Consider the following 17,638-nt stretch of genomic DNA (forward strand, 5'->3'; position numbering starts at 1 on the left):
CCGGTACAGGCAAAAGCAGGCCTTACAGGCTGAAATCACCCTCAGCCGCCAGCTCGCTCAACGGCTTGCGCGGGCTTGGCACTTCGCGCGCCTGCAGGGCCTCGTCCAGGCTGGCCTTGTCGCCCAGCTTGCCGATTGCCACCATGGCGTGCAGCACGTAGCCTTCCGGCACTTTCAGCTCCTGGCGTGCCAGCGCCTGGTCGAAGCCGGCCATGCCATGGGTATGCCAGCCGCTGATGCTGGCTTGCAGGGCCAGGTGCCCCCAGGCCGAACCGGTGTCGAAGGTATGCCACAGCGCCGGTTTTTCTTCCGCAGCGCCGGGGGCGGCGAAGGTGGTCTTGGACATGATCAGCACCAGCGCCGAGGCGCGCTGTGCCCAATTGCGGTTGGCCGGCACCAGCAGGCTCAGGTAGCGCTCCCAGTTCGGCGTGTCACGGCGGGCATAGAGGAAGCGCCAGGGTTGCGAGTTGTTCGCCGATGGGGCCCAGCGTGCGGCTTCGAGGAAGCTCAGCAGGGTCTCTTCGCTGATGGGCTCGGCGGTGAAGGCGCGTGGCGACCAGCGGTTGATGAATTGTTCGTTGATGGCGTAATCGGCAACGCGAGGGTTGGCGCTCATGGCGGCTCCTGCAAGCGGACGGAAACCGCCCACGCTACTGCCTCCTGTCGCCACTGACAAGCGGTCTGGCTTTGCCGAAGGCCAGGCTCTAGACTGGCGCCGCCGCGCGCTGCGGCCCCAAGATGAATGCAGGATATCCGTGTCATGATCGCTGAAAACGCACCGTTCTGGCGGCGCAAGACCCTTGAGCAACTCAGCCCGCAGGAGTGGGAATCGCTGTGTGACGGCTGCGGCCTGTGCTGTCTGCAGAAGCTTGAGGACGAGGACGACAACAGCGTCTATTACACACGCATCGCCTGCAAGCTGCTGGACCTGAACACCTGCCAGTGCAGCGATTACCCCAACCGCTTCGCCCAGGTACCGGACTGCATCCAGCTAACCCCAGGCAAGGCCGACCAGTTCAAGTGGCTGCCGAGCACCTGCGGCTACCGCCTGGTCAGCGAGGGCAAGGACTTGCCGGCCTGGCATCACCTGGTCTGTGGTGATCGCCAGCAGGTCCATGAACAGCGCATTTCCCAGGCGGGGCGTATGCTCAGCGAGCACGATGTGCACGAAGACGATTGGGAAGACCACCTGATTTTCCGCGCCAGCTGACCGGCGCAGCCCGCTGTACGGGATACAAGGAGTTTCTGTATGCGTTGCCAGCTGTTGTTGCTGTTGGGCCTTGTGGCCTGCTCGCCAGCCTGGGCGAAGAAGGTCGACCTGGACTACCAGGTGCGCCTGCTGCCGGCCAATGGCCAGGCGGAAGTCCGTCTTACCTTGGCCGACGGCAGTGCCGTGCGCAGCCTGGACTTCGACCTGGGCAAGGCCGGCGTATACAGCGGTTTCCAGGCAGACGGCAAATGGCAGGCGCAGGGCCGGCGCGGCGTGTGGCAGCCGGCTGCCGGCAAGACCAGCCTCAGCTACCGGGTGCAGCTGGACCAGAAGCGGGGTGCGGCCTATTCGTCGCGCATCAACCCGCATTGGGCGCTGTTCCTCGGCGACCAGCTGGTGCCGCCAGCGCACCTCGACCAGCAGGATGGCACCGAACTGGTGGCGCGCCTGGCGTTCGACCTGCCCGAGGGCTGGAGCAGCGTCGAAACCGCCTGGCCACGCATCGGCAAGGATAAGTTCCGCATCGACAACGTATCGCGCCTGTTCGACCGCCCGACCGGCTGGATGCTCGCTGGCGACCTGGGCAGCCGTCGCGCGCGCCTGGGCGATACCGAGGTGACGGTGGCCGCGCCGGTGGGGCAGGGCATGCGGCGCATGGACAACCTGACCTTGCTCACCTTCGTCTGGCCGCAATTGCAGGCGCTGTTCCCGCGTAACCCGCCCAAACTGCTGCTGGTCGGCGCCCGTGATGGCATGTGGCGCGGGGCGGCTGCGGCACATGGGTCGTTGTACCTGCACAGCGGTCGGCCGATGGTGAGCGAGAACGGCAGCAGCCCGTTGCTGCGCGAAGTGGTGCAACTGTTTACGCAGCTCCATGGGCGTGACGGCAGCGACTGGCTGGTGGAAAGCCTGACCGACTACTACGCCAATGAGTTGCTGCGCCGCTCGGGTGGGCTGAGTGATGACCGTTACCAGGCCTGGCAAGCGCGTTTGAGCAAGCAGGGCGCCAAGGTGGCGCGGCTCAAGGGCGAGCATGCCACCCCGGCGCAGGTGGCGCGTGGCGTGATGCTGTTGCAGGCGCTGGACAAGGAAATCCGCATCCACACCCAGGCCAGGCGGTCGCTCGACGATGTGGTGCGCGGGCTGATGCGCCTGCCCGGTGTCAGCACCGAAGACTTCGTGCAGATCAGCGAGAACGTGCTGGGGCGGCAGTCGGAGGTGTTGCAGAGCAAGGCGTTGCGCTAGGCCTCTCCATTGCCTGTGCCGGCCCTTTTGCGGGCACGCCCGCTCCCACAGGACCGCGCAGGGCTCAGGGGCAATCCAGTACCTGTGCGAGCGGGCGCGCCCGCGCAAGGGCCAACACAGGCAGTGCAGGATCAACTGCCAGCCAACGGGTCCTTTCCGGTCACCGTCACCCCACGCGTCGCCGCCTCGGCACTGGCCTTCAAGGCCTGCAGTTCGGAGGCACTGCGCTCGATGTCCGAGCGCAAGCGGTGATATTCCTGCCGGTGCCGCTGCCACCAGGCCTTGGTCGCGCAGTGCCCGGTGAAGCCGCGAGCCAGTGCCAGTCCGCCCACGGCAATCTGCAACAAGCCGACCAGGCCGCCGTGGCGCAGTCCCTTGCTTACCATCAAGGCGCCGCCCGCCAGCGAGCTGGCGCGCTCAAGCCCATGAACGTTGTTGTCCTGCGATGTTGCAGCCGAATGGATATCCAGCATGGCGAGGCCTCCGTCTGACGTGTAAGCAGCTGACCTGCCAGCCACCGCCATCGTTCAGTCGGTTATTTGAACCTGGGTCCCGAACGGGTATTCAGCCCCTTGGCCATGCGGTCATACAGCACCACGTTCACCGTCGCTGCCAGGTTCATGCAACCTTCGGTCGGGATGTAGATGGTCTCTTCGCACCAGCCCCGCACCTCCTCGCTCAACGAGCCATCCTCCGGCCCGAAGATGTAGATGGCCCGGTCCGGGTGGGTGTATTCCGGCAATGGCCGCGCACCGTCAACCAGCTCGACCGCCACCGGGGTGCAGCCGAGCGGGATGATGCGTTGCAGGTCGTCGATGCCGATCAGCGGGATGTCATAGTGCACGCGCTTGGTATCGGTGACGAAGTCCCGGGCGCGCTCGTAGCGTTTGCCGGTATAGAACACCGAGTTGACACCGTAGCAACCCGCGGCGCGCATGACCGAGCCGACGTTTTCCGCCGACTTGGGGTTGAACAGGCCGATGCAGCTGTATCGTTTGTTTGCCACGTACCGGGGCCCTTCGCAAAAAGCGCGATTATACGGGCTGCCCGGTAGCAGCGGGGGGCGAATCGATGGTCAGTCCTTCTTCAGCATGCCTGCCAGCCCGGCGAACGGGTTGTGGGTGGCCTTGGCGATGCTCGGGGTGCTGGTGGAGCCTTCGCTGAAGTACTGCTGGTCGGTGTAGCGCGAATGCTCGTTGTCGTGGCAATAGAGGCACAGCAGCTCCCAGTTGGAGCCGTCCTGCGGGTTGTTGTCGTGATTGTGGTCGCGATGGTGCACGGTCAGTTCGCTCAGGCGCTTGCCGGAGAACTCACGGGCGCAGCGGCCGCACACGTGCGGGTACATTTTCAGGGCCTTGTCGCGGTAGCCCATTTCCTTGTCGCGTTTGGCATCGGCCAGGATGCGGTCCAGGCGCGCGGTAGCGGCGGCGGAAGAGGTGGAGCTCATGGTGTTTCCTTCGTTCTGGTCAGGCAAATGACAGTTATGCCCCTGAGTCTAGCGCGCTTGCACGGCTGGCGGACAGGCGAAAACCGGAATATCGGCTTAGCCTGTAGGAAGGTTCCCGACAGGAGGCTGCTGATGTTTCGCGCGATCCTCGCCGTGCTGTTGCTGGCTGGCCTGCCCATGGCCGAAGCTGCCAGCACACCGCCCCGGTTGACCACGCCAGTGCCCGGTGCACCGGGTACACCAACGCCCACGCCATACCCGCAGATCACCCCGAGTACACCACCCAAGGCCTATGACAGCCAGCCGGGGGCGCCACTGTTACCGCCGATGCCGGTGCCCGGGCCACCGAAGGACCAGCCATTGCCGGGGTTGCGCCAGGACCCGCCGAAGCAGCCGGTGCAGGATGATTGACTGAGAGGGCCTTGTGTCGCGAAAGGGGCGCAAAGCGCCCCCAGCTTTCTCAAACGATACCTAGCTCGCCGAACACGAACGCGTACTCAAGGGCCACATCCTTGAGCCCCTGATACCGCCCGCTCATCCCACCATGCCCAGCCCCCATCTCGGTCTTGAGCAGCAGCAGGTTGTCGTCGGTCTTGCGCGTGCGTAGCCGCGCCACCCACTTGGCCGCTTCCCAGTACTGCACGCGGCTGTCGTTGTAACCGGCCACCACCAGAATCGCCGGGTAAGCCTGCGCCTTCACGTTTTCATACGGTGCGTAGGCCTTGATCCGCTCGTACACCTCTGGCTCCTGCGGATTGCCCCACTCGTCGTACTCGGTCACTGTCAACGGCAGCTCAGGGTCGAGCATGGTGTTGAGCACGTCGACGAACGGCACTTCGGCAACCGCGCAACGGAACAGCTCGGGGCGCTGGTTGAGCACCGCGCCCATCAGCAGGCCACCGGCACTGCCGCCACTGATGGCCAGGCGATCGGCGGCGGTCACGCCCACGGCGATCAAGTGTTCGGCACAGGCGATGAAGTCGCCGAAGGTGTTGTGCTTGTGCTCCTGCTTGCCAGCGCGGTACCAGGCTTCGCCCAGCTCGCCACCGCCGCGCACGTGGGCAATGGCAAAGGCCACGCCACGCTCCAGCAGGCTCAGGCGCGCATGCGAGAACCACGGGTCGAGGCTTTCGCCATAGGCGCCGTAGCCGTACAGGTACAGCGGCACGGTCTGGCCCAGGTCCTGTCGGCGGCGTACCAGGCTGATCGGCACCTGGGTGCCGTCCGCCGCCGTGGCCCACAGGCGCTCGCTGACATAATCATCGGCGTCGAACGGCCCCAGCACCGGAGTTTGCTTGAGCACCGCCTGGGCGCCGCTGGCCAGCTCCAGCTGGCGCACCTGGGCCGGGCGGTTGAGGGCTTCGTAGCGCAGGCGCAGGCGCGGGCTGGCGAACTCCAGGCTGTCCTGCACGTACAGGCTGTAGGCCGCATCGGGCAGCTCGACCCGGTAGGCCGGCAGGCCTTGGGGGCGTACCTCGATGATCGGCAGGCCGCCTTCGCGCAGGCTCAGGGTCAGTGCAGTGGCATTCAGGCTGAGGCCTTCGAGCATGATCGCCTCACGGTGGGGTACCAGCACCTGCCATTGCGCGCGGCTTGGCACCGGTGTCACCGGCGCGTGGTACAGGGCAAAGTTGATGTCGTCCTGGTTGGTGCGGATGAACCAGCGCCACTGGCCGTCGAGCTGGCCGTGGTCGGGGAAGTACTCGTGGCCTTCGACCCGTGGCGCCAGGCAGGTGAAGGGCGCCAGCGGCGTTTCGGCATCCAGCACCCAGGCTTCGCTGGTGGTCTTGCTGTTGAGCAGCAGCACCAGCTGGCGCTCGGAGCTGGTGCGGTAGCAATGCAGGAAGAAGCGCCCGTCGGGCTCCTCGAACACGGTCTGCGCACCAGCGCTGCCCAAGGTGTGGCGGCGCAGGCGCCAGGGCCGGTGGGTGTCGTCCAGTTCGGCAAAGAACAGCGTCTGGCTGTCGTTGGCCCAGGTCAGGCTGCCGTCGCAGTCGTCGAAGGGCAGGGTGGTGACGTTGCCACTGGCCAGGTCCTTGACGTACAGGGTGAAGATTTCGTCGCCGCTGGTGTCGAGGCTGTAGGCCAGCAGGCGGTGGTCGGGGCTGACGTTGAATGCGCCCAGCGACAGGAAGCCGCCATTGGCCAGAACGTTGGGGTCGAGCAGCAGTTGCTCCTGGCTTTCGTCGACGGTGTTGGAGTCGTCGGCCGGGCGCGGGCAGCGGTAGTGGCGCGGGTACTCGTCGCCGGCGGTGGTGCGGGTGTAGTAGAGGTAGGGGCCCCAGGGCGTCGGCAGCGACAGGTCGGTTTCCAGGATACGGCCCTTGATCTCTTCGAACAGCTGCTCGCGCAGCGCGGCCTGGTCGGCCAGGCAGGCTTCCTGGTAGGCGTTTTCGGCTTGCAGGTAGGCGAGCACCTCGGGGGCGTCGCGCTGTTGCAGCCAGGCGTACGGGTCGGCGTCGTTGCCGGTATGGGCGATGGGCGGCTGGGGCTTGCTGGGCATTGGGGATCTCTTGGCTGGGGGCTACCTGTCCCGGCGACAGGGGCGGAACAGGGAGACGCTGTCTGCGCCCGGAAAAGTGTTTATCATAGGCATCTCTTTGCCTGGCTTGCACGAACACCATGACCGAGAACGACTACACCCTGGCCTGGGGCCTATACGCGGTTGCCGCCTTGGGTTGCCTGCTGGTGGGCTTCAAACTCACCGGCTGGATGTGGCGCTGGCTGCGCGAACCGCTGCGGGTGGTGCTGGCCGTGCTGCTGCTGACCCCGACCATCGTCGACCCGGCCAAGGACAGCTTCGCCCCGGCCATTGCCATCACTGCGCTGGACATCGCCTTCAAGGTCGGCAACAACGCCTGGCGCGCGGTGTCGGACTTTGCCATGTACGGCATGTTCGCCTTCAGCCTGTACTTCCTCTTCGTGGCACTGCGCTGGCCGCTGGAAAAACGCGCCCGCGAGCGCCGCGCCCAGGCCGAGACCGCGGCCCAGCGCCAGGCCGCCGAAGATGACGCAATCGCTGCCCAGGCGCCTTTGGCTGCCGAGCGCCGGGAACGTTACCGTGACGACCCACACCCTGCCGCCCTGCGTGGCGGTGGCCGGGTCGAGCCCCGTCTGTAAGCGGAGACACGCCTATGTGCGAACTGCTGGGCATGAGTGCGAACGTTCCCACCGATATCGTTTTCAGCTTCACCGGCCTGATGCAGCGCGGTGGCCGCACCGGCCCGCACCGCGACGGCTGGGGCATCGGCTTCTATGAGGGCCGTGGCCTGCGCCTGTTCCAGGACCCGGCCGCCAGTAGCGAGTCGGAAGTGGCCAACCTGGTGCAGCGTTACCCGATCAAGAGCGAAGTGGTCATCGGCCACATCCGCCAGGCTAACGTTGGCAAGGTGTGCCTGGCCAATACCCATCCTTTCGTGCGGGAAATGTGGGGCCGCAACTGGTGCTTCGCGCACAATGGTCAGCTGGGCGAATTCAAGGGCCAGGCCAGTTTCTACCGGCCCGTGGGCGACACCGACAGCGAAGCGGCCTTCTGCGACCTGCTCAACCGCATTCGCAGCAGCTTCCCCGAACCGGTTCCGGTGGAACAGCTGCTGCCGGTGCTGGTCGAAGCCTGTGCCGGCTACCGGTCTCTGGGCGTGTTCAACTGCATGCTCAGCGACGGCGACTGGCTGTTCTGCTTCTGCTCGACCAAGCTGGTGCACATCACGCGGCGTGCACCCTTTGGTGCGGCGCGCTTGAAGGATGTCGACCTGATCGTCGATTTTCACACCGAAACCACCCCCAACGACGTGGTCACGGTCATCGCTACCGAGGCCCTGACCGAAAACGAGACCTGGCAGCGCTACGCGCCGGGACAATGGGCCCTGTGGCGGCACGGCGAATGCGTGGCGCACGGCCAGAGCTAAGGACGCTGCATGTTCAGAAGTTACCTGCGGTTGCTGCTGTTCACCTTCGGCCTGCTGGCCGGCATCCAGGTTCCGGGGCTGGTCAAGGATTACAGCCAGCGGGTCGAGGCGCACCTGTTCGAATCGCGCGAGGCACTGGATGGTTTCCGGCAGACGGCCGAGCGCTTCTTCAATGGTGACTTGCAGGCGCTGTTGCGGCACTACCGCAACAGTGACGACCCGGTGTTCCTCAGTGACGCCAACAGCATCGAAAGCCTGATGATCCGCAACGAACTGCTGGAAAACGAATGGCAGGCGCTGCAAGGGTCATGGGCTCAACGTACCTGGCACGTGCTGGTGCAGGCCGACCCGCAACTGCGGGAAGAAACCTTGAACAGCTACAGCTACCAGATACTGCTGGTGCCCGAGGCGGTTGGCTGGGGCATTGGCGCAGGGTTTGTGCTGGCTTTCGTTGTGGAGAGCCTGCTGCTCGGGATTGGCTGGGTGATCCTGGGTGGGCGGCGCAGGGCGGTGAAAGAGAGCTGGCGCTGATTCACCTGAACTCATACGTGGGTTGACACGATACCTGTAGGAGCGTGTCAGCCGGCCGCGAGAAAGCCAAACGCTCAGACCAACACAATCCGCTGCCCACCTGCATCCCGCGCATACCCTTGCAGCACCTGCCGGCACACCCCGACCACTTCATCCACCAACGCCACCCCGGTCTGCCAGGCCACCACCAGCTCCAGGCTTGGCGGCGGTTGCAGCCCTTGCAGCAACACCAGCTCACCGCGGCTCAACTCGGCATCCACCAGTGCCGGCGGCAACGCCCCAATACCAAAGCCGTCGCGCAGCAACCGGGTAATCGCCGCCACCGAATTCACGCAGTTCAAGCGCGGCGTTTCGGCACCCGCGCCTTGTAGCAGGCTCAGCACCTCCTGGTGCGGCCGTGAGTTCTTCGAGAAGGTGATGATGCGCTCACGCCCAAGTTCGGCCAGGGAGGCATAGTCGCGGTGCTGCAGCGAGCCTGCCGCCACGATCCAGCCCATCGGGTAGCGCGCCAGGTCGAGGCTGCGGATCGATTGCTCGCGCAACAGGTCGGTCTGCAGGATCACGTCGAGAAAGCCCTTCTGCAACTGCTCGCGCAGATTCAGTGCGGTGTCGGCCACCAGTTCGATCTCCACCTGCGGGTAGCGTTCGCTCAGCTCTGCCACCAGCGCGCTCATCCAGGTATGGATCACCGTGTCCATCACCCCGATGCGGATGCGCCCGACCTTGGCCCGGTCGCTGTCCAGTGACTGCTTCATGGCCTTGGCGGTTTCCAGCATGCGCTCGGCATACTCCAGCACCTTGCTGCCCTCCGGGGTCAGGCTGACCCCACGCGAGTCGCGCAGCAGCAGCTTGACACCCAGGTCGGCCTCCAGTGCGGCGATGCGGCTGGACACCGAGGCCTGGGTAGTGAACAGCTTTTCCGCGGTCAGGCGGAAGCTCTTGAGCCGGGCGACCCAGACAAAGGTTTCGAGGAAGCGAAGGTTCATGATCAGTTTTTCTTGTTCCAGACCGGCGTTTTTTTTCGTTGGACGCAGCTGGCGGGGCCTCTGAACAATGATGCCCAGGCCGCGACCCTGTGTCGCCCGTAAAACAATACCAACAAGCCGAGGCAACCATGAACCCCACCGGCGTGCAGCAGCAGGTCAGTTCCTCCTCATCGACCGGGCCTTTCGCCTGGTACCGCGATATCGACTCTCAGCAACGACGCACCTTCTGGAGCTGCAAGATCGGCTACGGCCTGGATGGCATGGACACGCAGATGCTCAGCTTCGTCATCCCCACGCTGATCATGCTGTGGGGCATCAGCACCACCGAGGCCGGGCTGATCCACACCAGCACGCTGATCGCCTCGGCCGCTGGTGGCTGGATTGCCGGCATCCTCTCCGACCGCATCGGCCGGGTGCGCACCCTGCAACTGACCGTGCTGTGGTTCGCCTTCTTCACCTTCCTTTGCGGCTTCGCCCAGAACTACGAGCAGCTGCTGATCGCCCGCACCCTGATGGGCTTTGGCTTCGGTGGTGAATGGACCGCCGGCGCAGTGCTGATCGGCGAGGTGATCCGTGCCCAGGACCGTGGCAAGGCGGTGGGCATGGTGCAGTCCGGCTGGGCCCTTGGCTGGGGCCTCACCGCCATTCTCTATGCGCTGCTGTTTTCCTGGCTACCGGCAGAGCAGGCCTGGCGTGCGCTGTTCCTGTTGGGCCTGGTGCCGGCGATCTTCGTGATCTTCGTCCGCCGCCTGGTCAAGGACCCCGAGGTGTATCGCGAGGCCAAGGCCGTGGAAAACGCCGAGGTGCCTTCGCAGTTCTACGAGATTTTTGCCCCGGGCATGCTCTGGACCACCGTGCGCGCGTCGCTGCTGACCACCGGTGCGCTGGGCGGCTACTACGCCATCACCTCATGGTTGCCTACCTTCCTCAAGACCGAACGGGGCCTGAGCGTGCTGGGCACCGGTGGCTACCTGGCCATGGTGATCGTCGGTTCCTACATCGGTTATGTGGTCAGCGCGTACCTGTCCGACCTGCTCGGGCGCAAGAAGAACTTCATCCTGTTCGCCGTGGGCTCGTTCGTCATCGTGCTGCTGTATACGCAAATGCCGGTCAGTGATGGCGTGATGCTGTGGTTGGGGTTCCCGCTGGGCTTCTTCGCGTCGGGCATCTTCAGCGGCATGGGGGCGTTTCTCACCGAGCTGTTCCCCACGCGTATCCGCGGTTCGGGGCAGGGCTTCTGCTACAACATCGGCAAGGTCGTGGCGGCGCTGTTCCCGCTGCTGATCGGCGTGCTCGGCCAGAAGGTGCCGCTGGGTCTGGGTATCGGCGTGTTCTCCGCCGTGTCCTACGGCGTGGTGATCCTGGCGGCACTGAGCCTGCCGGAAACCCGCGGCAAACAGCTGCAGGCGCGGTAAGGTAGGCATATGAACAACCACATGGGAGGCCGAGCGGTGAAACGCCTGCTACTCAACTGCGACATGGGCGAGAGTTTCGGCAGCTGGCGCATGGGCCTGGATGCCGAGGTCATGCCGTTTATCGATTGCGCCAACATCGCCTGCGGCTACCACGCCGGCGACCCTGGCATCATGCGCCGCACCGTGGCCCTGGCGCTGGCGCACGGGGTCACCATTGGCGCGCACCCGGCCTACCCGGACCTGGTCGGTTTCGGCCGCCGCTCCATGGCCTGCAGCGCGGAGGAAATCCGCGACCTGCTGCACTACCAGATCGGTGCGCTGGACGGTATCTGCAAGGTGCAGGGTGGCCGCGTGGCCTATGTGAAACCCCATGGCGCACTGTACAACGACATGATGGCCGACCCGCTCAAGCTGCGCAGCGTGCTGGAGGCTGTGGCGGATTATGGCGGTGACCTGCCGCTGATGCTGATGGCCACCGCCGACAACCGTGCTGCCCAGGCACTGGGTGATGAAATTGGCGTGCCGCTGTGGTTCGAGGCGTTCGCCGACCGCGCCTACACCGCCAGCGGCCACCTGGTGTCGCGGCGCCTGCCCGGTGCGGTGCACCACGACCCGGCACTGGTAGTGGGCCAGGCCGTGCGCCTTGCCCGTGGCGAAACGCTGGTGGCGGACGATGGCAGCGCGTTGCAACTTGAGGCCAGCACCCTGTGCGTGCACGGCGACAACGACAGCTCGGTGGCGGCGGTTCGGCAGATTCGCCAGGCCCTTGAAGCGCTGGAGTCGCCATGAAACCGCGGATCGAAGTCGTGGCCATCGACAGCCTGATGGTGCGCCTGTTCGAGCGTATCGACGAGGCCAACATGCCGTGGTTGCTCGCCGCCAGCCAGCGCTTGCGCGCGGCGTTCGCTGAGCACCTGCTGGACCTGGTGCCGTCCTACACCACGCTGATGGTGCAGTGTGCCCTGCCACCCGCCGAGGCGCGGGCGCTGATCAACCAGGCGCTGGCGGGCCTGCAGCCGGATGCGGGCAGCGCCGGTCGGCGTCATGAAATCCCTGTGTGGTACGACGCCAGCGTAGGCCCTGAGCTGCCGGTACTGGCGGCCCGCAGTGGCTTGAGCGAAGCCGAGGTGGTGCGCTTGCACAGCGAGCGCGAGTACCCGGTGTTCGCCCTGGGTTTCGCCCCTGGCTTCGGCTTCATGGGCCTAGTCGACGAACGCTTGGCAAGCCCGCGCCTGAGTACCCCACGCAAGCGCGTGGCGGCCGGTAGTGTCGGCATTGCCGAGCGCCAGACAGCGGCGTATCCGGCGGTTTCCCCGGGTGGCTGGAACCTGATCGGCCGAACCCCGGTGCGGCTGTTCGACCGGGAGCGTGAAGGTTACAGCCTGTTGCAAGCGGGTGACCGGGTGCGCTTCGTGCCGGTTTCGCGCAGTGAGTTCCTGGCCTTGGGTGGTGATGTGGAGGCGCAAGGATGAAGCAGTTGCAGATCGAGGCCAGCACGCCGCTGTGCCAGTTGCAGGATGCGGGACGCTTTGGCGTACGCCACCTGGGCGTGACCCAGGGCGGGGCGCTCGACTGGGTGGCGATGCACTGGGCCAACTGGCTGCTGGGCAATCCCCTCGCTGCGCCAGTGGTGGAGGTGGCGCTGGGTGGTTTTTGCGTGGTGGCCGAACAGGATTGCGTGCTGGCGCTGGCCGGCGCCGACCTGCAGGCGCGGGTCGACGATCAGCCGCTGGCGCCGTGGCGCAGCTTTGCCTTGGCCAAGGGGCAGCGGTTGACCCTGCAGCAGCCGAAGCAGGGCGTGCGGGCCTACCTGGCGGCACCTGGCGGGTTCCTTGGTGCGGACGTGCTGGGCAGTTGTGCCACGGTGGTGCGCGAAGCGCTGGGTGGCATCGAGGGCCAGGGGGCTGCGCTTGGCAAAGGCCAGCTGCTGACCTTCGCCGGTACCGCAACGACGCTGCGCGAGGTGCCGCCAGCGCTGCGTCCGCAGTACCCGCAAAAGCCTGTGCTCGACCTGGTGATGGGGGCGCAGATCGGTGAGTTCAGCGGTACCAGCCTATTCGAAGCGTTCAATCGCGAGTGGATGCTGGACAGCCGCGCCGACCGCATGGGCATCCGCCTGTTGGGGCCACAGTTGGTCTACCAGGGGGCGCCGATGATTTCCGAGGGCATTCCGCTGGGCGCGGTACAGGTGCCGCCGGACGGGCAGCCGATCGTGTTGCTCAATGACCGGCAGACCATTGGCGGTTATCCGCGGCTGGGGGCTTTGACGCCGCTGGCGCTGGCACAGCTGGCGCAGTGCATGCCGGGAGCGGTGGTGCGCTTCAGGGCGGTGGTGCAGGATGAGGCGTGGCGGGAGCAGCAGGCATACCTGGACCGTTGGCGTTAAGGCTTCCGGCCTCTTCGCGGGTGAACCCGCTCCCACAGGTACCCCACAGGCCTCAAGGCTTGCGCAATACCTGTGGGAGCGGGTTCACCCGCGAAAGGGCCGGCACTGGCAACATCACTTGGACAGGTAACGCATCCCTTCTTCCAACCCCTGCAAGGTCAGCGGGTACATCTTGTCTTCGATCAGGTCGCGCACCAGATGGGTCGATGCGGTATAGTCCCAGGCCTGCTTGGGGTAGGGGTTGATCCAGATGATCTTCCTGAATTTCTCCATGAAGCGCTGCATCCACACGTAGCCGGCTTCTTCGTTCCAGTGCTCGACGCTACCACCCGGCTGGGTGATTTCGTAGGGCGCCATGGCCGCATCGCCGACGAACACCACTTTGTAGTCATCGCCGTATTTGTGCAGCAGGTCGAAGGTGGAATACCGCTCCGAGGTGCGGCGCAGGTTGTTCTTCCATACCGACTCGTACACGAAGTTGTGGAAGTAGTAGTACTCCAGGTGCTTGAACTCGGTCTTGCACGCCGAAAACAGCTCTTCGCAGACCTTGATGTGGGCATCCATCGACCCGCCGATGTCGAACAGCAACAGCAGCTTGACCGTGTTGCGCCGCTCGGGACGCATCTGGATGTTCAGCAGCCCGGCATCGCGTGCGGTGTGGTCGATGGTGCCGTCGATGTCCAGCTCTTCGGCGGCGCCTTCGCGGGCGAACTTGCGCAACCGGCGCAACGCCAGCTTGATGTTGCGCGTACCCAGCTCGACCTGGTCGTCAAGGTTCTTGTACTCGCGCTGGTCCCACACCTTCACTGCCTTGCCCTGGCGCTTGCCGGCCTCGCCCACGCGGATGCCCTCGGGGTTGAAACCGCCCGAGCCGAACGGGCTGGTGCCGCCGGTGCCGATCCACTTGTTGCCGCCGGCGTGGCGTTCCTTCTGCTCTTCGAGGCGCTTCTTGAATTCCTCGATCAGCTTGTCCAGGCCACCCAGCGACTGGATCTGCGCGCGTTCCTCGTCGGTCAGCGAACGCTCGAATTCCTTGCGCAGCCAGTCGTCGGGGATCAGCGCCTCGATGTGCCGGTCGAGGTTTTCCAGGCCCTTGAAATAGGCCGCGAAAGCGCGGTCGAACTTGTCGAAATGGCGTTCGTCCTTTACCAGGATGGCGCGGGCGAGGTAGTAGAACGCGTCCATGTCGGCGAACACCACATGCTTCTGCAGGGCCTGGTGCAGGTCGAGCAGTTCGCGCACCGACACCGGCACCTTGGCCGCGCGCATTTCATTGAACAGGTTGAGCAGCATGGCCCGGCTCCTGTCAGCGGTTGCCGCGCCGGCTCATGAAGGCCAGGCGTTCGAGCAGTTGTACGTCCTGCTCGTTCTTCACCAGGGCCCCGGCCAGCGGTGGGATGGCCTTGGTCGGGTCGCGCTCGCGCAGTACCGCTTCACCAATGTTGTCGGCCATCAGCAGCTTGAGCCAGTCGACCAGCTCGGAGGTGGACGGCTTTTTCTTCAGGCCTGGCACCTTGCGCACGTCGAAGAACACATCCAGCGCTTCGCTGACCAGCGCCTGGCTGATGTTGGGGTAGTGCACGTCGACGATCTGCTGCAGGGTGGTGCGGTCGGGGAAGGCGATGTAGTGGAAGAAGCAGCGGCGCAGGAAGGCGTCCGGCAGTTCCTTCTCGTTGTTCGAGGTGATGATGATGATCGGGCGCTGCTTGGCCTTGATGGTTTCGTCGATTTCGTAGACGTAGAACTCCATCTTGTCGAGTTCCTGCAGCAGGTCGTTGGGGAACTCGATGTCGGCCTTGTCGATTTCATCGATCAGCAGGATCACCCGTTCATCGGCCTCGAAGGCTTCCCAGAGCTTGCCTTTCTTCAGGTAGTTGCGCACGTCGTGGACCTTGTCCACGCCCAGCTGCGAGTCGCGCAGGCGGCTGACCGCATCGTATTCGTACAGGCCCTGGTGGGCCTTGGTGGTGGACTTGATGTGCCAGGTGATCAGCCGTGCACCGAACGAGGCGGCCAGCTGCTCGGCGAGCATGGTCTTGCCGGTGCCGGGTTCGCCCTTGACCAGCAAGGGGCGTTCGAGGGTGATGGCCGCGTTTACCGCCAGTTTCAGGTCGTCTGTGGCGACGTAGTCGCGGGTGCCTTCGAACTTCATGAGTCTGTCCTCTGCAGTGGCCTGTACCGGCCCTCTCGCCGGTACAGGCAACACATGTTTGTAATTTGCCAACGACTATAACGCGGGGGTCGCCGGCTGGAAACGCAGACCGGGTATTCAGTCCCTGAATGCCCCGTCACACGATCTCAGTCGGAATCCGGCGCGTCACGCTCATAGCGCGCATTGAACGCTTCGATGAACCCGTTGCGCAGAATCTGCAGGAACGCCTCGAACGCGCTGATATCCTGCTTGCGTACGCTGCCATGCAATTCCACGCGGGTGGCGAACTGGTTCTTCGGCTGGTTTTTCAATACTGTCTCGGTCGCGCCCACCAGCGCTTCCCAGACCGAGCGGAAGAAGCCTTTGTCCTTTTCCTGCACATCCTGCTGCCAGTCGAACACATCCACATCCCGCAACAGCGGCTTGATGTAGCCATTCAAGCGCCCGTCGGTAGCCTCGGCCTCTATCACCACGTCGCCGTGCCCGGCATTGAAGTCGAACTTGCCGTAGGCGCTGGCGAAGTCATTGAGCTTGCGCAGCTCGATCCCGGTAGCGCGCAGGCGGAACTCGAAATCATCGAAGTTACTGAACGGATCGAACGTGGCACGGCTTTCCACCTTGGCATCGCCCACGATCAGCGCCGTGCCATCGAAGCTGGCGTCGCGTCGGCCTTGTTCGTCGCGGATGTTGGTGAGGTTGCGAATGCTGGCGTTCAGCTGGGTGGCCTTGAGGTTGACCGGTGGCTTCGAGTTGAAATTGCGGAAGGTCAGCACGCCATCATCGATGCGTACCTCGTTGAGGGTGATCGGCAGCAGTTTTTCCAGTTGCTGGCGCCAGTCGGTGCCCTGGCCGGTCTGCGAGTTCTGTTTGTTGCCGCCGTCGACGAAGTTCAGTTCGGGCCGGTCGAACACCACTTCGGCAACCACCGCACGGTCGTACCACAGGGCGTGCCAGCTCACCGACAGGTCGATCAGTGGTGCGTCGAGGAACGGCACCGGCACCTTGCCGGTGGTCTTGACGATCTTCAGCCCGTTGATCTGGTACGCGCCGCGCCACCAGGCCAGGTCGACGTCGGCTATCTGGCCACGGTAGTCGCCCATGTCGGCCAGCTTGTCGTTGAGGTAGTCGCGCACCAGGTAGGGCAAGGCCAGGTGCAGCACCAGCAACAGCACGATCAGGCTGGCCAGGCCGATCAACGGCCAGCGGTAGCGGGCTCTCATCAGCGTGTCTCCAAGGCAGCATGTGCGGTTGACCGCAACGCGGCTCGCTGAGTTCGAACGGGCTTTACGGGCTACCGGGGCGGGCTTACCCTTGAGGTCTTTCCCTGCTGTCTTTCATGCCAAGGACCCCTGCCATGAGCCGTATCTTTGCAGACAACGCCCATTCCATCGGCAACACGCCGCTGGTGCAGATCAACCGCATCGCCCCGCGTGGCGTGACCATCCTGGCCAAGATCGAAGGGCGCAACCCGGGGTACTCGGTCAAATGCCGCATCGGCGCGAACATGGTCTGGGACGCCGAGAGCAGCGGCAAGCTCAAGCCGGGCATGACCATCGTCGAGCCCACCTCGGGTAACACCGGCATCGGCCTGGCCTTCGTCGCCGCTGCCCGCGGCTACAAACTGATGCTGACCATGCCCGCCTCGATGAGCCTGGAGCGGCGCAAGGTGCTGAAGGCGCTGGGTGCCGAGCTGGTGCTGACCGACCCGGCCAAGGGCATGAAGGGGGCGATCGAGAAAGCCAACGAAATCGTCGCCTCGGACCCGGCCCAGTACTTCCTGCCTGGCCAGTTCGAAAACCCGGCCAACCCGGCCATCCACGAGAAGACCACCGGGCCGGAAATCTGGAACGACACCGATGGTGCGATCGATGTGCTGGTGGCAGGCGTGGGCACTGGTGGCACCATTACCGGCGTGTCGCGCTACATCAAGCAGACCCAGGGCAAGGCGATCACGTCGGTGGCCGTGGAACCACTGGCATCCCCGCTGATTACCCAGACCCTGGCCGGTGAGGAACTCAAGCCCAGCCCGCACAAGATCCAGGGCATCGGCGCCGGCTTCGTGCCGAAGAACCTTGACCTGTCGATGGTCGACCAAGTGATGACCGTGACCGATGAAGAGTCCAAGGCCATGGCCATCCGCCTGATGCAGGAAGAGGGCATCCTCTGTGGTATTTCCTGTGGTGCGGCGATGGCAGCGGCCGTGCGCCTGGCGGAAAAACCGGAGATGCAGGGTAAGACCATCGTCGTAATCTTGCCCGACTCCGGTGAGCGCTACCTGTCCAGCATGTTGTTCGCCGACATGTTCAGCGAGCAGGAAAACCAGCAGTAATTGGCCTTGTGGCTGACCCGGCGCAACGT

Annotated in this window: 20 protein-coding genes; 11 read left to right on the forward strand and 9 right to left on the reverse strand. The window is 64.7% G+C overall.

Features of this window, described 5'->3' with window-relative positions:
* Positions 1-22: 22 nt before the first annotated feature.
* On the reverse strand, positions 23-616 hold the full coding sequence (locus HU760_RS07165) for a nitroreductase family protein (RefSeq protein WP_186676079.1): 594 nt from the start codon (positions 614-616) through the stop codon (positions 23-25).
* Positions 617-760: 144 nt separating this feature from the next.
* Between HU760_RS07165 and HU760_RS07170 the strand changes: the two genes are divergently transcribed.
* On the forward strand, positions 761-1,210 hold the full coding sequence (locus tag HU760_RS07170; RefSeq protein ID WP_186676082.1) for a YcgN family cysteine cluster protein: 450 nt from the start codon (positions 761-763) through the stop codon (positions 1,208-1,210).
* A gap of 39 nt (positions 1,211-1,249) precedes the next feature.
* Positions 1,250-2,455 (forward strand): hypothetical protein, encoded by a 1,206-nt coding sequence (locus HU760_RS07175; RefSeq protein WP_186676084.1) that lies wholly within the window; start codon positions 1,250-1,252, stop codon positions 2,453-2,455.
* Positions 2,456-2,586: 131 nt separating this feature from the next.
* On the opposite strand, the gene HU760_RS07180 is transcribed toward HU760_RS07175, so the two are convergent.
* The 3 genes from HU760_RS07180 to HU760_RS07190 all read right to left on the reverse strand — a co-directional run bounded on the left by HU760_RS07180 (position 2,587) and on the right by HU760_RS07190 (position 3,902).
* Complete coding sequence (locus HU760_RS07180; RefSeq protein ID WP_186676087.1) at positions 2,587-2,928, reverse strand: YgaP family membrane protein; 342 nt, start codon at positions 2,926-2,928, stop codon at positions 2,587-2,589.
* 62 nt (positions 2,929-2,990) lie between these two features.
* On the reverse strand, positions 2,991-3,461 hold the full coding sequence (locus HU760_RS07185; protein ID WP_186676089.1) for an RNA methyltransferase: 471 nt from the start codon (positions 3,459-3,461) through the stop codon (positions 2,991-2,993).
* A 69-nt stretch (positions 3,462-3,530) separates the two neighbouring features.
* Positions 3,531-3,902, reverse strand: coding sequence for a YajD family HNH nuclease (locus HU760_RS07190; protein WP_003259546.1), 372 nt, complete (start codon positions 3,900-3,902; stop codon positions 3,531-3,533).
* A gap of 132 nt (positions 3,903-4,034) precedes the next feature.
* On the opposite strand from HU760_RS07190, the gene HU760_RS07195 reads away from it, so the two are divergent.
* The gene (locus HU760_RS07195; RefSeq protein ID WP_186676098.1) at positions 4,035-4,313 is read left to right on the forward strand and encodes a hypothetical protein; all 279 of its coding nucleotides are present in this window, start codon (positions 4,035-4,037) and stop codon (positions 4,311-4,313) included.
* A gap of 49 nt (positions 4,314-4,362) precedes the next feature.
* Here the strand turns inward: HU760_RS07195 and HU760_RS07200 are convergent, their stop codons facing one another.
* Positions 4,363-6,405: a S9 family peptidase gene (locus tag HU760_RS07200; RefSeq protein WP_186676101.1), complete on the reverse strand. Its 2,043-nt coding sequence runs from the start codon at positions 6,403-6,405 to the stop codon at positions 4,363-4,365.
* A 119-nt stretch (positions 6,406-6,524) separates the two neighbouring features.
* On the opposite strand from HU760_RS07200, the gene HU760_RS07205 reads away from it, so the two are divergent.
* Genes HU760_RS07205 through HU760_RS07215 form a run of 3 tightly spaced genes read left to right on the forward strand, consistent with a single transcriptional unit; the run spans position 6,525 to position 8,341 of the window.
* Positions 6,525-7,022 carry an MFS transporter gene (locus HU760_RS07205; RefSeq protein ID WP_186676103.1) on the forward strand — a complete coding sequence of 166 codons (498 nt, stop codon included), beginning with the start codon at positions 6,525-6,527 and terminating at the stop codon, positions 7,020-7,022.
* A 14-nt stretch (positions 7,023-7,036) separates the two neighbouring features.
* Positions 7,037-7,810 carry a class II glutamine amidotransferase gene (locus HU760_RS07210; RefSeq protein WP_186676104.1) on the forward strand — a complete coding sequence of 258 codons (774 nt, stop codon included), beginning with the start codon at positions 7,037-7,039 and terminating at the stop codon, positions 7,808-7,810.
* 9 nt (positions 7,811-7,819) lie between these two features.
* On the forward strand, positions 7,820-8,341 hold the full coding sequence (locus HU760_RS07215; protein ID WP_186676107.1) for a DUF2937 family protein: 522 nt from the start codon (positions 7,820-7,822) through the stop codon (positions 8,339-8,341).
* Between the two features lie 74 nt (positions 8,342-8,415).
* Here the strand turns inward: HU760_RS07215 and HU760_RS07220 are convergent, their stop codons facing one another.
* On the reverse strand, positions 8,416-9,327 hold the full coding sequence (locus HU760_RS07220) for a LysR family transcriptional regulator (RefSeq protein ID WP_186676108.1): 912 nt from the start codon (positions 9,325-9,327) through the stop codon (positions 8,416-8,418).
* 128 nt (positions 9,328-9,455) lie between these two features.
* Here HU760_RS07220 and HU760_RS07225 point away from each other — a divergent pair, with 128 nt between their 5' ends.
* Genes HU760_RS07225 through HU760_RS07240 form a run of 4 tightly spaced genes read left to right on the forward strand, consistent with a single transcriptional unit; the run spans position 9,456 to position 13,128 of the window.
* Positions 9,456-10,742 (forward strand): MFS transporter, encoded by a 1,287-nt coding sequence (locus tag HU760_RS07225; RefSeq protein WP_186676109.1) that lies wholly within the window; start codon positions 9,456-9,458, stop codon positions 10,740-10,742.
* 9 nt (positions 10,743-10,751) lie between these two features.
* Positions 10,752-11,531: a 5-oxoprolinase subunit PxpA gene (locus tag HU760_RS07230; RefSeq protein ID WP_186676110.1), complete on the forward strand. Its 780-nt coding sequence runs from the start codon at positions 10,752-10,754 to the stop codon at positions 11,529-11,531.
* Positions 11,528-12,214: a 5-oxoprolinase subunit PxpB gene (pxpB, locus tag HU760_RS07235; protein ID WP_186676117.1), complete on the forward strand. Its 687-nt coding sequence runs from the start codon at positions 11,528-11,530 to the stop codon at positions 12,212-12,214. Before HU760_RS07230 ends, pxpB begins: the two co-directional genes overlap by 4 nt.
* The gene (locus HU760_RS07240) at positions 12,211-13,128 is read left to right on the forward strand and encodes a 5-oxoprolinase subunit C family protein (RefSeq protein ID WP_186676120.1); all 918 of its coding nucleotides are present in this window, start codon (positions 12,211-12,213) and stop codon (positions 13,126-13,128) included. Before pxpB ends, HU760_RS07240 begins: the two co-directional genes overlap by 4 nt.
* Before the next feature lie 114 nt (positions 13,129-13,242).
* On the opposite strand, the gene HU760_RS07245 is transcribed toward HU760_RS07240, so the two are convergent.
* The 3 genes from HU760_RS07245 to HU760_RS07255 all read right to left on the reverse strand — a co-directional run bounded on the left by HU760_RS07245 (position 13,243) and on the right by HU760_RS07255 (position 16,500).
* Positions 13,243-14,421 (reverse strand): vWA domain-containing protein, encoded by a 1,179-nt coding sequence (locus tag HU760_RS07245; RefSeq protein WP_186676123.1) that lies wholly within the window; start codon positions 14,419-14,421, stop codon positions 13,243-13,245.
* A gap of 13 nt (positions 14,422-14,434) precedes the next feature.
* Positions 14,435-15,280, reverse strand: a complete 846-nt coding sequence (locus HU760_RS07250) for an AAA family ATPase (protein WP_186676126.1) — start codon at positions 15,278-15,280, stop codon at positions 14,435-14,437.
* A 146-nt stretch (positions 15,281-15,426) separates the two neighbouring features.
* Positions 15,427-16,500, reverse strand: a complete 1,074-nt coding sequence (locus HU760_RS07255) for a DUF748 domain-containing protein (RefSeq protein ID WP_186676127.1) — start codon at positions 16,498-16,500, stop codon at positions 15,427-15,429.
* A 134-nt stretch (positions 16,501-16,634) separates the two neighbouring features.
* Between HU760_RS07255 and cysK the strand changes: the two genes are divergently transcribed.
* Positions 16,635-17,609, forward strand: coding sequence for a cysteine synthase A (cysK, locus tag HU760_RS07260; RefSeq protein WP_186676128.1), 975 nt, complete (start codon positions 16,635-16,637; stop codon positions 17,607-17,609).
* Positions 17,610-17,638: the final 29 nt, after the last annotated feature.

The sequence above is a fragment of the Pseudomonas oryzicola genome (assembly GCF_014269185.2).
In the GTDB taxonomy this organism is placed as follows: domain Bacteria; phylum Pseudomonadota; class Gammaproteobacteria; order Pseudomonadales; family Pseudomonadaceae; genus Aquipseudomonas; species Aquipseudomonas oryzicola.

Bases quoted from the DNA above. Each gene is read 5' to 3' on its own strand.
- HU760_RS07230 (WP_186676110.1), top strand. From the start codon at position 10,752: ATGAACAACCACATGGGAGGCCGAGCGGTGAAACGCCTGCTACTCAAC.
- HU760_RS07240 (WP_186676120.1), top strand. From the start codon at position 12,211: ATGAAGCAGTTGCAGATCGAGGCCAGCACGCCGCTGTGCCAGTTGCAG.
- HU760_RS07200 (WP_186676101.1), bottom strand. From the start codon at position 6,405: ATGCCCAGCAAGCCCCAGCCGCCCATCGCCCATACCGGCAACGACGCC.
- HU760_RS07205 (WP_186676103.1), top strand. From the start codon at position 6,525: ATGACCGAGAACGACTACACCCTGGCCTGGGGCCTATACGCGGTTGCC.
- HU760_RS07165 (WP_186676079.1), bottom strand. From the start codon at position 616: ATGAGCGCCAACCCTCGCGTTGCCGATTACGCCATCAACGAACAATTC.
- HU760_RS07225 (WP_186676109.1), top strand. From the start codon at position 9,456: ATGAACCCCACCGGCGTGCAGCAGCAGGTCAGTTCCTCCTCATCGACC.
- HU760_RS07195 (WP_186676098.1), top strand. From the start codon at position 4,035: ATGTTTCGCGCGATCCTCGCCGTGCTGTTGCTGGCTGGCCTGCCCATG.
- pxpB (WP_186676117.1), top strand. From the start codon at position 11,528: ATGAAACCGCGGATCGAAGTCGTGGCCATCGACAGCCTGATGGTGCGC.
- HU760_RS07220 (WP_186676108.1), bottom strand. From the start codon at position 9,327: ATGAACCTTCGCTTCCTCGAAACCTTTGTCTGGGTCGCCCGGCTCAAG.
- HU760_RS07215 (WP_186676107.1), top strand. From the start codon at position 7,820: ATGTTCAGAAGTTACCTGCGGTTGCTGCTGTTCACCTTCGGCCTGCTG.
- HU760_RS07210 (WP_186676104.1), top strand. From the start codon at position 7,037: ATGTGCGAACTGCTGGGCATGAGTGCGAACGTTCCCACCGATATCGTT.
- HU760_RS07245 (WP_186676123.1), bottom strand. From the start codon at position 14,421: ATGCTGCTCAACCTGTTCAATGAAATGCGCGCGGCCAAGGTGCCGGTG.
- HU760_RS07190 (WP_003259546.1), bottom strand. From the start codon at position 3,902: ATGAGCTCCACCTCTTCCGCCGCCGCTACCGCGCGCCTGGACCGCATC.
- HU760_RS07175 (WP_186676084.1), top strand. From the start codon at position 1,250: ATGCGTTGCCAGCTGTTGTTGCTGTTGGGCCTTGTGGCCTGCTCGCCA.
- cysK (WP_186676128.1), top strand. From the start codon at position 16,635: ATGAGCCGTATCTTTGCAGACAACGCCCATTCCATCGGCAACACGCCG.
- HU760_RS07255 (WP_186676127.1), bottom strand. From the start codon at position 16,500: ATGAGAGCCCGCTACCGCTGGCCGTTGATCGGCCTGGCCAGCCTGATC.
- HU760_RS07250 (WP_186676126.1), bottom strand. From the start codon at position 15,280: ATGAAGTTCGAAGGCACCCGCGACTACGTCGCCACAGACGACCTGAAA.
- HU760_RS07180 (WP_186676087.1), bottom strand. From the start codon at position 2,928: ATGCTGGATATCCATTCGGCTGCAACATCGCAGGACAACAACGTTCAT.
- HU760_RS07170 (WP_186676082.1), top strand. From the start codon at position 761: ATGATCGCTGAAAACGCACCGTTCTGGCGGCGCAAGACCCTTGAGCAA.